The organism is Sporomusa sp. (assembly GCF_035561155.1).
Classification (GTDB): Bacteria; Bacillota; Negativicutes; order Sporomusales; family Sporomusaceae; genus Sporomusa.
Genome location: NZ_DATMYD010000036.1, coordinates 1 through 13,538 on the forward strand (window position 1 = coordinate 1; position 13,538 = coordinate 13,538).

At 45.3% G+C, this 13,538-nt stretch carries 13 protein-coding genes; all 13 read left to right on the forward strand.

What is annotated here, in order from left to right; translation table 11 throughout:
- Window positions 1-299 precede the first annotated feature (299 nt).
- On the forward strand, window positions 300-1,808 hold the full coding sequence (locus VN447_RS05245) for an acetyl-CoA hydrolase/transferase family protein (RefSeq protein WP_325523543.1): 1,509 nt from the start codon (window positions 300-302) through the stop codon (window positions 1,806-1,808).
- 220 nt (window positions 1,809-2,028) lie between these two features.
- Window positions 2,029-3,648, forward strand: coding sequence for an acyl-CoA mutase large subunit family protein (locus VN447_RS05250; RefSeq protein WP_414714882.1), 1,620 nt, complete (start codon window positions 2,029-2,031; stop codon window positions 3,646-3,648).
- A gap of 20 nt (window positions 3,649-3,668) precedes the next feature.
- The gene (locus VN447_RS05255) at window positions 3,669-4,061 is read left to right on the forward strand and encodes a cobalamin B12-binding domain-containing protein (RefSeq protein ID WP_325523547.1); all 393 of its coding nucleotides are present in this window, start codon (window positions 3,669-3,671) and stop codon (window positions 4,059-4,061) included.
- A gap of 36 nt (window positions 4,062-4,097) precedes the next feature.
- On the forward strand, window positions 4,098-5,036 hold the full coding sequence (meaB, locus tag VN447_RS05260) for a methylmalonyl Co-A mutase-associated GTPase MeaB (RefSeq protein ID WP_325523549.1): 939 nt from the start codon (window positions 4,098-4,100) through the stop codon (window positions 5,034-5,036).
- Window positions 5,037-5,171: 135 nt separating this feature from the next.
- Entirely contained in the window at window positions 5,172-5,615 is a 444-nt protein-coding gene (gene mce / locus VN447_RS05265) for a methylmalonyl-CoA epimerase (RefSeq protein WP_084576195.1), read from the forward strand.
- 165 nt (window positions 5,616-5,780) lie between these two features.
- Window positions 5,781-7,310 carry a methylmalonyl-CoA decarboxylase subunit alpha gene (gene mmdA, locus VN447_RS05270; protein ID WP_325523553.1) on the forward strand — a complete coding sequence of 510 codons (1,530 nt, stop codon included), beginning with the start codon at window positions 5,781-5,783 and terminating at the stop codon, window positions 7,308-7,310.
- 46 nt (window positions 7,311-7,356) lie between these two features.
- The gene (locus VN447_RS05275; RefSeq protein WP_325523555.1) at window positions 7,357-7,629 is read left to right on the forward strand and encodes an OadG family transporter subunit; all 273 of its coding nucleotides are present in this window, start codon (window positions 7,357-7,359) and stop codon (window positions 7,627-7,629) included.
- A gap of 40 nt (window positions 7,630-7,669) precedes the next feature.
- Window positions 7,670-8,071, forward strand: coding sequence for a biotin/lipoyl-containing protein (locus VN447_RS05280; RefSeq protein WP_325523557.1), 402 nt, complete (start codon window positions 7,670-7,672; stop codon window positions 8,069-8,071).
- 138 nt (window positions 8,072-8,209) lie between these two features.
- A complete protein-coding gene (locus VN447_RS05285) occupies window positions 8,210-9,367 on the forward strand; it encodes a sodium ion-translocating decarboxylase subunit beta (protein ID WP_325523559.1) in 1,158 nt (385 codons plus the stop codon).
- Window positions 9,368-9,380: 13 nt separating this feature from the next.
- Entirely contained in the window at window positions 9,381-9,533 is a 153-nt protein-coding gene (locus tag VN447_RS05290; RefSeq protein ID WP_325523561.1) for a hypothetical protein, read from the forward strand.
- A gap of 122 nt (window positions 9,534-9,655) precedes the next feature.
- Entirely contained in the window at window positions 9,656-10,957 is a 1,302-nt protein-coding gene (locus VN447_RS05295; protein WP_325523563.1) for an SLC13 family permease, read from the forward strand.
- Between the two features lie 319 nt (window positions 10,958-11,276).
- Window positions 11,277-12,632 carry an SLC13 family permease gene (locus tag VN447_RS05300; protein WP_325523565.1) on the forward strand — a complete coding sequence of 452 codons (1,356 nt, stop codon included), beginning with the start codon at window positions 11,277-11,279 and terminating at the stop codon, window positions 12,630-12,632.
- A 248-nt stretch (window positions 12,633-12,880) separates the two neighbouring features.
- Window positions 12,881-13,423, forward strand: coding sequence for a hypothetical protein (locus VN447_RS05305; protein WP_325523567.1), 543 nt, complete (start codon window positions 12,881-12,883; stop codon window positions 13,421-13,423).
- Window positions 13,424-13,538: the final 115 nt, after the last annotated feature.

Sequence of the window (13,538 nt, forward strand, 5' to 3'; positions counted from 1 at the left end):
CCTATAGTATAAAACAATATAATTATAGTATTAATCTATAATTATACAGACAGACAGCGCTCTTGCTTTCTGAAAGTATATCTGCAAACTACGCCCTTATGGTCTGTTGCCCAACCGGTAATGGATACTTTAGTAAGTGCGCACCTGGGTTTGTTTTGTTCAGTGCAAAATAAACCAATAGGTGCTTTTTTGTTGCCCTTGCGTTGTCTAGGGTAGAATAATTTTTGCAGTTTCCCGAATAATAACAATGATTATCCCTAAATTTATATAAAATTACCGATTCGAAGGGAGAGTACGCAATGATTGACATTAAAGACCGTGTCAGAAACAAAGCTCTGCAGTCCAAAATTGTAAGCGCAGAGCAAGCGGCTGCCAGTATCAAGCCAGGAATGAATATTGGTGCTAGTGGTTTTACGCCTGCAGGCTATCCAAAGGCAGTACCACTTGCGCTGGCAGAGAGAATGAAGCAAGAGAACTTCAAAGTAAACCTTTGGACAGGTGCCTCTGTAGGCAAAGAACTTGATGGCGCTTTGGCTGATGCCAAGGGTATTGCAAAACGCTTGCCGTATCAAACTAACGACAGCATTAGAAAATCCATTAATAACGGTACTATTCAGTACACAGATCTTCACTTAAGTCATGTGGCGCAAATGTCGCGTTACGGTTTCTTGGGTGGAAAAGTGGATGTCGCGATAATTGAGGCTTGTGCGATTACCGAAGAGGGCCATATTGTGCCGACAACTTCGCTTGGCAACTCGGCTTCATTTGTTCAAAGCGCTGATTTTGTTATTGTTGAAATCAATACAAGTCAACCGCTTGAACTTGAGGGCATGCATGACGTATATGTGCCGCTTGATCCCCCCCATCGTCAACCAATACCACTTGTGAAAGCAGATGACCGTATTGGTACCCCTTATATACCTTGCGACCCAGAAAAAATCGCTTACATAGTTCCTTGTGACATTAAGGACGATGTGCGTCCGCTGGCAGCCATTGATGATGACGCCCGGGCTATGACTGGACATCTCATTGAATTCCTTAAGCAGGAAATTCAAGCAGGGCGTATGCCTGAGAACCTGCTGCCGCTGCAATCAGGTGTAGGTTCAGTCGCCAACGCCGTTGTCGCTGGTTTAGCTAATTCTGATTTTGAAAACCTTACTGTATATACAGAAGTTATTCAAGACGGCATGTTTGATCTTATTGATGCCGGAAAGTTGACTTTTGCTTCAGGCACTTCAATCACACCCTCACCTGACGGCTTAAAGCGATTGTACGCTAATATTGGCGAATATCGCAAAAAGATTATTCTGCGGCCGCAAGAGGTTGCCAATAGCCCGGAAGTGGCGCGCCGTATCGGCGTAATTGCTATGAATACCGCCATTGAATTCGATATCTTTGGTCATGTTAACTCCACCCATATCATGGGCACCAAGATGATGAACGGGATTGGCGGCTCAGGCGACTTTGCCCGCAATGCCTACCTGACCTTCTTCTTTACGAATTCGATTGCTAAAAAAGGCGATATTTCTTCCATCGTTCCTATGTGCTCACACTTTGATCATACCGAACATGACGTTGATGTATTTATTACTGAGCGTGGCGTTGCTGATATCCGCGGTTTAAGTCCTAAAGAACGGGCCCGGGTTATCATCAATAACTGCGCACACCCTGATTATCAGCCAATGCTCATGGATTACCTTGAACGGGCTGAGAAAGCTACAGGCTATGCGCACACTCCGCATATCATCAGCGAAGCTCTTTCCTGGCATACTCGCTTCCTGGAAACAGGCAGTATGAAAATAAAGTAGACTTAGCTTCAGACGGGGTTTTAACTCCGCCTGAAGGTTAGTCGCCCTTATCCAGGGACTTAGCCGCTCTTAACTCCCGAGGGAGTCTTAGAGCGGGTTAGTCATCGGATAAAATAGAAAGACAGCTTTCCGGCTAGTCTTTCAGTTGCACCAAGGAATACATACTTAAAGGAGGAATTAGAATATGTGCACAGCTAACACGAATAGTTTGAAAGAAAAAATGGCTGAGTACACCGGCAAGGTGGAAAAATCACTCGCCAAATTTCCAGAGCGCAAAAACCTGTCTCATAACAGGCTTTATACTCCGCTTGATATTGAAGGTCTTGATTATGAAAAAGATCTCAGTTTCCCAGGGCAATACCCGTTCACACGCGGCGTACAGCCTACCATGTATCGTGGACGTTTCTGGACTATGCGTATGTATGCCGGCTTCTCAACTGCCGAAGAGTCCAACAAGCGTTATCGTTACCTCTTAGAGTCGGGTGGTACTGGTCTGTCTTGCGCATTTGACCTGCCGACCCAAATCGGTTATGACTCTGACGACGCCATCTCTGAAGGTGAAGTTGGTAAAGTAGGCGTAGCCATTGACTCGCTGGCTGATATGGAAATCTTGTTTGACAGCATTGACCTTGGCAAAGTATCGACTTCAATGACCATCAATGCTCCTGCATCCGTTCTCTTGGCTATGTATATCGCCGTTGCCGAAAAACAAGGTGTTAGCCCGGATAAACTGAACGGTACCATCCAAAACGATATTCTTAAAGAATACGCTGCTCGTGGTACCTATATATTCCCGCCTAAACCTTCCATGCGTCTTATTACCAACATCTTTGAATATTGCTCGAAAAATGTTCCTAACTGGAACACGATTTCGATTTCAGGTTACCATATCCGTGAAGCTGGTTCCACCGCTTCGCAGGAGATTGCATTTACTATTGCTGACGGCATCGCCTATGTTGACGCTGCTATCAAAGCTGGCTTAAACGTTGACGACTTCGCTGGACGTCTGTCCTTCTTCTGGAATGCTCACAATAACGTACTTGAAGAAGTAGCTAAATTCCGCGCTTCCCGTCGTGTATGGGCTAAAGTAATGAAAGAGCGTTTCGGCGCTACTAACCCCAAGTCATGGATGCTTCGTGTGCATACCCAGACTGCCGGTTCCATGCTTACTGCCCAGCAGCCTGACAACAACGTTGTTCGCGTTGCTCTTCAAACTGCTGCAGCCGTACTTGGTGGTACTCAGTCTCTTCATACAAACTCCAAAGACGAAGCGCTGGCTCTGCCTACCGAAGATTCGGTACGCGTTGCCCTTCGTACCCAACAAATTGTGGCCTACGAAAGCGGCTTAGCTGACGTAGTTGATCCACTAGCCGGTTCTTACTATATCGAAGCTCTTACCAATCAAATTGAAAAAGAAGCTTGGGAATATATCGGCAAAATCGACGATATGGGTGGCGCAGTTGTGGCTATTGAAAAAGGCTACATTCAGCGTGAAATTCAAGAAAGTGCCTATAAATGGCAAATGGAAGTGGAGAGCAAACAACGCATTATCGTTGGTGTTAACCAGTTCCAAGTTGCAGAAAAACCAGTTGAAGGCTTGCTCCGTGTTGACTCTTCTGTTGGCGAACTGCAAAAGAAAAAACTGGCTGACCTTAGAGCTCGCCGCGATAACGGCGCAGTTGAAGCGAAACTTGCTGCACTTGAAGCAGGCTGCAAAGATGAGAATGCTAATCTTATGCCGCTTATTCTTGATGCCGTTAAAGTCTATGCAACCCTTGGAGAAATCTGTGGCGTAATGCGCAAAGTGTTCGGTGAATACGAAGCGCATGTAAGCCTATAAGCTGAGTAGGAGGGACAACGATGGAAAAACGTATTAGAGTATTGGTAGCAAAGCCTGGCCTGGACGGTCATGACCGCGGCGCCAAAGTCGTAGCCCGCGCTCTCCGCGATGCCGGCTTTGAGGTAATTTATACCGGTCTTCGCCAGACTCCTGAGCAAATTGTTGAAGCAGCTCTGCAAGAAGACGTAAATGTTGTAGCCTTAAGTCTGTTATCTGGTGCCCACAATCACCTTTTCCCACGCATTGTTGAAATGTGCAAACAAAAAGGTATGAGTGATGTACTGATTGTTGGCGGTGGAGTTATTCCTGACGCTGACATCGCTGGATTGAAAGCCGCCGGTGTAGCCGAGGTGTTTACCCCAGGTACCCCGACTGGCAGCATCGTTGAGTTTATTAAAACCAACGCAAAATAATAGCTTGTCATTGTGTAACTGTGCAGGTGATATAGAATGAATATTGTAGAAGAAGTGCTGGCGGGGTCCAAACGGGCCCTGGCCCGCGCCATCACCGCTGTGGAAAACGAATATGATGAAGCAGCCGAGATCATGCAAAAACTCTATCCCCACACCGGCAAGGCTCATGTTATTGGTATTACCGGCCCTCCCGGTGCTGGTAAGAGCACACTTACTGATAAATTAGCCAAAGAATACCGTCGTCAGGGAAAAACAGTTGGAATCATTGCTGTTGATCCGACTAGTCCCTTTTCCGGCGGCGCTATTTTAGGTGACCGTATCCGGATGAACGAACTTACTCTTGATGAAGGTGTTTTCATCAGGAGTATGGGAACTAGAGGCAGTTTGGGCGGTTTGTCACGTAAGACAGCAGAAGCTGCCAAAATAATGGACGCTTCTGGCAAAGATATTATTTTTATCGAAACAGTAGGTGTTGGTCAGTCTGAAGTCGATGTCATTAAGGCCGCTGATACTACTATTGTTGTATTAGTGCCTGGCCTTGGTGATGATATTCAGGCAATCAAAGCCGGTATTTTGGAAATTGCGGATGTTTTTGCTATTAATAAAGCGGACCGGGATGGGGTCGAGCGGTTAAATACCGAAATCGAAATGATGCTTGACTTGAATCAAACCATGGTTGACTGGCGGCCGCCGGTAAAACGGACAGTAGCCAGCAAAGGCGAAGGCATTGCTGAGCTCATAGCCGCTGTTGAAGACCATATTAACCATCTTCAGCAAACAGGACAGTTAGCTGTTCGGCGTACCGAACGGACAAGAAATGAACTGCTTGCTTTACTCGATGAACAAATTGGCCGGTATGTGCTGAGAAATGTCACAACTGGCGGCAATTTTGATTCTCTAGTTGCTGCAGTTGAAAAGCGGGAAAAAGATCCCTATACTGTTGTGACTGACATATTGCGCCAAACTCTACGATAATACGGAATGCCTATGGCGCTTAATAGGAAAAACTGATCGCAAGCCGCTGGAAAAATATAGTACCTGATATTAAAATATGGTATCATGTATATAGATTGGATTAATCAATCGAATTTTTAACAGGAGGTATTTGATATGTGCCAAGATTGTAACTGCGGCGTAAATGCCCGCAAATTCAAAGTTCTTAGAGTTGACCACATCGGTATTGCAGTAAAAGATATGGAGCAAGCTAAGAAGTTTTACACAGAAGTGCTTGGTATGACTGCGATGGGCGAAGAAGTTGTCGAACAGCAAAAAGTAAAAGTTTGCTTTATTCCTTGTGGCGACAGCGAAGTTGAGCTGCTTGAATCAACTTCTCCCGATGGCCCGGTTGCTAAATTCATCGAGAAAAACGGCGAAGGCATTCAGCATGTTGCCCTTCGAGTTGACAACATTGAGGCTGCTCTGGCTGACCTCAAAGAACAAGGTGTTCGCCTGATCGATGAATCACCGCGCTATGGTGCCGGTGGTGCTAGCATTGCTTTTGTTCATCCGAAAGCTACCGGCGGCATCCTGCTCGAGCTTTCTGAGAGAAAGTAGACATGTTCATAAACGCCCATCTGTGTTGCCGCTCCTCAGACGCTTTGCTTGCGTACATCCGTGTACGCGGCGCTACAGCGTCTTCCGGTGCGTCTAGCAGCTGCGCATTTCTGAACAGTCTAATAAGGAACATTCAGTTTCCAAGTAATGGAGGTGTTTTTCTAAATGGCTACAATCCAAGAAAAAATTGAGGATCTGAAAAAACGCCAGGAAAAAGTGAAATTAGGCGGCGGTCAAAAGCGTATCGAAAAGCAACATGCTTCCGGTAAGCTTACTGCCCGTGAACGCGTAGAAAAACTATTAGACCCTGGAACATTTGTTGAGCTTGATCAATTTGTTCGTCATCGCTGCACCAATTTTGGTATGGAGAAAGAAGAAGCTCCAGGAGAAGGCGTAGTAACTGGCTATGGCACAGTTGAGGGCCGTTTAGTCTATGTATTTGCTCAAGACTTTACCGTAATTGGTGGATCACTGGGCGAAATGCATGCTGCTAAAATTGTAAAAGTACAAAAGCTGGCTCTCAAAATGGGCGCTCCTTTAGTTGGTATCAACGATTCAGGCGGTGCGCGGATTCAAGAAGCCGTTGATGCTCTGTCCGGCTATGGCAAGATCTTCTATGAAAATACCCTGGCTTCGGGCGTAATCCCGCAGATCTCGGTTATCATGGGACCATGCGCAGGTGGTGCAGTGTATTCACCGGCACTTACTGACTTTATTTACATGGTGAAAAATACCAGCCAGATGTTTATTACTGGACCGCAGGTTATTAAATCAGTAACCGCTGAAGAAGTGACTGCAGAAGCATTAGGCGGCGCTATGACTCACAACTCAACTTCTGGTGTGGCTCATTTCGCAACTGAAAATGACGATGACTGCATGCAGCAAGTTCGTTATCTCTTAAGCTTCCTGCCAAGCAACAACATGGACGATGCTCCTATTGTTGACACTGGCGATGATGCCAACCGAATGGACGAAGGGCTTAATACCCTTTTACCTGACAACCCCAATCAGCCATATAACATGAAAGATGTTATTAAGTCTGTTGTAGATAATGGCGAATTCTATGAGGTTCTTGCTCATTACGCGCAAAACATCATTACCTGTTTCGCCCGCTTTGACGGTCAGCCAGTAGGTATTATTGCTAACCAGCCTAATGTTATGGCCGGTTGCCTTGACATCAATGCTTCGGACAAGTCCTCAAGATTTATCCGTTTCTGCGATGCTTTCAACCTGCCACTTGTTAACCTTGTTGACGTTCCTGGCTTCCTGCCTGGCACTGATCAAGAATATGGCGGCATCATTCGTCATGGCGCTAAAATGCTGTATGCTTATTCTGAAGCGACTGTACCTAAAATTACAGTTATTACTCGTAAAGCTTACGGCGGTTCATATTTGGCTATGTGCTCTCAAGATTTGGGCGCTGACCAAGTTCTTGCTTGGCCTTCTGCTGAAATCGCTGTTATGGGCCCAGCTGGCGCTGCTAATATCATTTTCCGTGGCGATGCTGAAGCTGAAGCCAAAACTGCAAAATATGTTGAAGACTTCGCGACTCCGTATAAAGCGGCAGAGCGCGGTTTTGTTGACCAAGTTATCGAGCCGAAAGAAACCCGTCCGCGGATTATTACTGCGCTCAATATGCTGGCTTCTAAGCGCGAACAGCGTCCGGCTAAAAAGCACGGCAATATTCCGCTATAATTCTCTCGCTTAAACTTCCGTAAGGGAAAGAAAGGGGATAGTTAACGTGGGCTTTTTTGACTCATTATTCGGCAAGCCTGAGCCGCCTAAGGCTAAGAAAAAGAAGAAAAAATCAGTCGCAGCAGCAACTGAAACTACAGATGAAACTTCAATGGCTGTAGAAGCTCAGGGGGTTAGTCCTGAAGTTGTTGCCGCCATTACCGCTAGCATCTATGCCATGATGGGTACCGGCAACCTAGCCGTCAGGATTACCCGCACCGGCAATCAGTGGGCAAATGTCGGACGGCAAAAGATTATGGATAGCCGTCAGTTTGCCTAGGCAAATATAGAACACCATCAATGAATGGAGGTCTGTTAGAATGAAAAAATTTAATGTAACAGTTAATGGCAATACCTATGAGGTTGAAGTAGAAGAAGTAGGTGGCGCTGTTTCCGCCCAACCACGTCCGGCCGCAGCCCCTGCAGCAGTTGCTGCTCCTGCAGCCGCCCCAGCAGCAGCTCCGGCTCCTAAAGCCGCAGCAGCAGCACCGGCTCAAGTTTCTGCCGGTGACACCCCTGTAAATGCTCCAATGCCTGGTAAAGTATCAAAAGTTATTGCTAAAGCCGGTCAACAGGTCAAGAAGGGTGATGTTATCCTTATTCTTGAAGCCATGAAAATGCAAAATGAAATTGGCGCTCCTGCTAATGGTACTATTAAGTCCATTAACGTAACTGCAGGACAAAACGTTAAACCAGGTGAGGTTATGGCCGTTCTCGGCTAATTCTTCCAAGGCGGAATTAGTGCGGCACAGCTAGCGCCGCACTATTCCCTAATATATCCTGTTGATTAATTATGTAAAGTTTACTATCATTGGTAATGTGATTTTTCACAAACATATCTTAGGAGGTACAAAATACACATGGAAGCATTGATTCACCAATATCCGTGGCTCGACGAACTTCTTATGGGTTTCATTGGTCTTTCCTGGAAACATGTGGTTATGTGGCTTGTCGGCTCCCTGTTGATCTATCTTGCCGTAAAGCATGACTATGAACCGTCGCTCCTGTTGCCTATCGGCTTTGGTGCAGTTCTGGCCAATATTCCGCACTCTTCTGCAATTTCAAATGTTCCTGGTGAGGAAGGTTTTCTCATTGTTCTCTACAATGCGGGTATTGCTAACGAACTGTTCCCTGTACTTATCTTTATTGCCATTGGTGCAATGTGCGACTTTACGCCGCTAATCCGTCGTCCATCGGTAATGCTGTTTGCCGCTGCCGCACAGTTTGGTATTTTTGCTACTGCAATTGGCGCAACTTTTGTAGGTTTCTCGTTTGAACATGCTGCATCTATCGGTATTATCGGTGCCGCTGACGGCCCGACCACAATTTATGTAGCCAGCCGTTTTGCCCAAGAACTGTTAGGACCTCTGTCTGTTGCCGCATATTGCTACATGTCACTGGTTCCGGTAATTCAGCCGCCTGTTATTAAAGCGTTGACTACTGAGAGTGAACGTAAGATTAAGATGGGTTTTGAGGGAGAAGAACCTGTTTCCCAAACCACTAAATTTTTATTCCCGATTATGATTGTAATTATCGCCGGTATTGTTGCTCCCATCTCTGTTGCTCTTATCGGCAGCCTAATGTTCGGCAACCTCTTGAAGGAAAGCGGCGCCGTTGAAAACCTCTCCAATGCCGCTCAAAACGAACTTGCTAATCTAGTTACCCTGGTACTTGGTATCACCATCGGCGGCACCATGTCTGCAGACCGCTTCCTGACTTACGATGTTCTCCTGATCATGTGCCTGGGCGCTGTAGCCTTCGTGTTTGATACTGCTGGCGGCGTACTCTTCGCTAAGCTCTTAAACACTTTCAGCCCGACTAAAATTAATCCTATGATTGGTGCTTGCGGTATTTCGGCCTTCCCAATGTCTGGCCGCGTAATTGCCAAAATGGCTCTTAAAGAAGATCCCACTAACTTCATCATCCAGCATGCTATTGGGGTAAACGTTGCCGGACAGGTTGCATCTGTTGTGGCCGGCGGTTTGGTACTCGCCCTGATTCCGGCACTGGCGAAATAGGGGAGGTAAATAAATGGAAAGTGCAACTTCAAAAGCTATAACTCTGATGGTAATTGCTTTGCCGACTATGTTTGCAGTTATCGCCGTGTTCATTGGAGCCACTAAGGCTCTACATGCCGCATTTCCTGCGCCTGTAGAAGACGAAGACGAAGACGACGAAGAATAGAAATCTAGATAATACCAGCGAACATGCCCGTATGCACCTGAATTCGTCTGTTTAATTCTCTTGCTGAAGAAAAAGACATAGTTTAGCTGGACTACTATATGCAATAGGGAGAGAGAAACTTTATGGAGATCAGTACCGCTGCGCTGGCGTCAATTATTGCGCTGGCCATCGTAGTTCTCATTTCCTGCTTTAAGGAAATGAATGTTGGTATTCTTGGTATTGCTTCCGCGTTACTTGTTGGCATAGTATTCTCCGGCATGAAAGTCGCTGCCATCTTTAAAGGCTGGCCGGTCGGACTGTTCATGATCTTAATTGGTGTTACTTTCATGTTTGCCTGCGCGCAGGTAAACGGCACAATGGAGAAATTTAGTGCTTATGCTGTGCGTTTAGCAAAAGGTAATACTGCCTTAATTCCACTTATCCTGTTTGTTCTTATCACAATTGTTACAACAATTGGCCCTGGAAACATTGCCGCTACTGCGCTTATGGCGCCGGTAGCTATGGCAATTGCCGGCCGTATTGGCCTGCCGGCTTTTGCCATGACATTATTAGTGGTCGGTGCCGCAAATGGTGCAGCTTTTTCGCCCTTTGCGCCAACAGGTATTATCTCAAATGGTATCATTGCCAAGATGGCGCCAGGTCTAGGGATACCTGCTGACCAACTTAATAGTTTGGCTTGGAAAGTGCATTTTAACTCGGAAATTGTGCAAGGCTTAGTAAACTTCGGTGGTTTCTTCTTGCTCGGCGGTATGGCTTGGATGCGAAAGCAGGGCGGTTCATCAGCACTTAACATCGATGAAATTGCTCCTAAACCTGAACCGTTTACCTCCAAGCAATGGTCTACCTTAGTCGGTATCGGTGCGTTAGTACTTTCAGTAATTGTTCTAAAATGGGATGTCGGCGCAGTCGCCTTCGGTATTGGCGCACTATTTATGCTGCTCGGCATAGCCGATGACGCCAAAGCTGTTAAGGCCATGCCATGGGGCGTAATTCTTATGGTGTGCGGTATGTCTGTTCTGATTGACATCATGGATCAGGCTGGCGGCTTGAACGCTCTCGTTAAGATGATTGCTGTTGTTTCTAATCCGACCACCGTTAACGGTGTATTAGGTTTCATTACCGGCCTTATCTCGGCGTATTCGAGCTCGTCAGGTGTGGTAATGCCTATGTTCCTACCCATGGTTCCAGGCATCATTCAGCAGATTGGCGGCGGTAATCCTGTAGCGCTTATCTCGTCAATTAACATCGGCTCTCACATTGTTGACACCTCACCGCTGTCAACTCTAGGCGCACTCTGTATTGCCTGTGCAGCTGAACATGAAGACAAAGCTAAATTGTTTAGAAATCTCATGTTGTGGGGTTTGTCTATGGCTGTAGTCGGCGCTGTAGTGTGCTATGTGGCCTTTGGTATCCTTGGGTTATAAAACAGAATAAACAAGACGGGGGAGGGCTTCTCCCTCTTCCGTCTTATTATTTTCACCAAACTTTTAGCAAAAAATATCGAACTGAGTCGAAATAAGGAGGATTATATCTTTTATTGTAGAAATTAACAGCGATAAGGATGTAATTTTTTTTGCATGAATTTTTCAGACAAGTGTGTATTTAGTTAATTATTGTGAAATAAGAAATTGTTGCCGAAAGGGGGTATTGAGCCGGCACAAGTGTGGAATATTATAAGAAATTGCTTGCGATTTATCAGTGATCCACTATCAAACGAATTTATGACGTGGGGAGGATTTGTAAATGGAAATTTCCTTGGCAGCAATAATGTCTATGGTAGCTCTAGCAATTGTAGTAATTATCAGCTGCGTTAACGAAGACTTAAACGTAGGTTTCCTCAGCATTGGTTTCGCCATTATTGTTGGTGGTGTATGGGGCGGTCTGACTGGTGCTAAAGTTATGGGCTCGTTCCCATTGAGCTTATTTATGATACTTGTTGGTGTAACCTTCATGTTCGGTATGGCTCAAACAAACGGAACAATGGAGAAGTTAACCTCATATTCTGTTCGCCTTTGTAAAGGTAACACAGCCCTTATACCCCTAATCGTATATGTATTGACCACATTTGTAACAACAATCGGCCCTGGCAATATTGCAGGCTGCGCATTGATGGCTCCTGTTGCTATGGCTATTGCTTCCCGTGTAGGAATGCCAGCATTCCTGATGACCTTGCTAGTTGTAGGTGCTGCTAACGGTGCCGCTTTCTCTCCTTTCGCTCCTACTGGTATTATTTCTAACGGCATCATTGCCAAAATGGCTCCTGGTCTGGGGATTCCGGCTGATCAACTGAACAGCCTGGCATGGAAAATCCACTTTAACTCGGAGCTTGCGCAAGGCCTTGTTAACGTTGGCGGTTTCTTCCTCCTTGGCGGCTGGGCTTGGATTCAAAAGCAACGCGGTGCTAGCCTGAATATTGATGAGCTGGCTCCGAAGCCTGAACCGTTCAATAAACATCAATGGCTGACTCTGTCTATGGTATTTGTTCTGATTTTGATGGTGGTTCTTCCTGGATTACCTGCCTTAAAACCTTTCTTTAAAGCGAATGCTTGGCTTGCCAACATGCTTTCGAACGTAGGCTCTGTTGCCTTTATACTTTCCGGCGTATTGATGCTTGCAGGTTCTGGCGATAGCAAAGCTTCGGTTAAAGTAATGCCTTGGGGCGTTATTATGATGGTTTGCGGTGTGTCGGTCCTTATCGATGTTATGGACCAAGCCGGCGGCTTAAATGCTATGGTTAAGATGATTGGTGCGATTTCCAATCCTACCAGCATTAACTTCTGGCTGGGACTTATCCCTGGCATTATCTCAGCCTACTCCAGTTCTTCAGGTGTTGTAATGCCGATGTTCCTGCCCATGGTTCCTGGTCTTATCAAAGAAATTGGCGGCGGTAACCCGATTGCCATGATTTCCTCGATTAACATTGGTGCTCACCTTGTTGATACCTCACCGCTCTCCACGCTTGGTGCACTTTGCATCGCCTGCGCTGGTGAACACGAGGACAAGGCTAAACTGTTCCGGAAACTCCTGATCTGGGGCTTAGCCATGTCGGTCGTTGGCGCTATCGTTTGTTATGTATTCTTCGGACTGCTTAATTTCTAGTCTGCAGTATGAGATAGGCCGGGATAATAGCCCGGCCTATTATTTTTTTTGTTGTTGTATAATTTTATTTAGTGCATAATATAAAAGCAGCTCTTGGACCACGAATTCCGGCCAACATACAGAAGAATTTTACAAGGATTTTTGGGACTCAGTATACAGGAGATTAGTAAGCTTAAGGAGAATAAAGCAATATAAAGTATTGTTTTATAGATTAACAACTACAAGGTTTTACGGAGGATTAAGTTAACTTGGAAAAATTAGTAGTGCAATCTGAGGCCAGTAGAAAAAACTTCATTGTTATGACAATAGCCGTAACGGCTTTTACGGTTTTTGTTATTTTTTCACTGTACAAATGGTTCGTCCTTAACTTGTTTCAGCCATTGGAATTAATGGCTGGAGTCTTGGTATTATTTGTGCTTGTTGAGCGAATGTCTGCTAAATATACTTATGAAATGGATAAAAAAGTATTTAGGCTTACCAAACGCGGCTTGTTAGGGAATGTAACTCATGAAGTGCCTTACCGGGATATTTTTGGAGTATATCGTTATAAACCTCAGCTTATAGGAGTCCTTAAGTTTCGCCGCACCTATCGTTTTAATTCAGCGCTTGATGGGCGGGATGTATGGACATTAGCCTATACTGTGCCGGGCAATAAGGGAAAAACGCAGAATAGGCGTTTTTACTTTAAACCCAACGATAAATTATTGGCAGCGCTGCAGGCAAAGCTGCCTGATAAAGTTATGCCTGAAGAACAAGTTATTAAAGATGTACTGAGCAAAGAAAATGATTAAGTTATGTTTATGGAAGAATTATAAAAATAAACAATATTTAAATTTTGAATTAATTTGAAAATGAATATATAATTGCAGTAATTAAAGTCTTTCCGAACATTACAGATTATTGTCC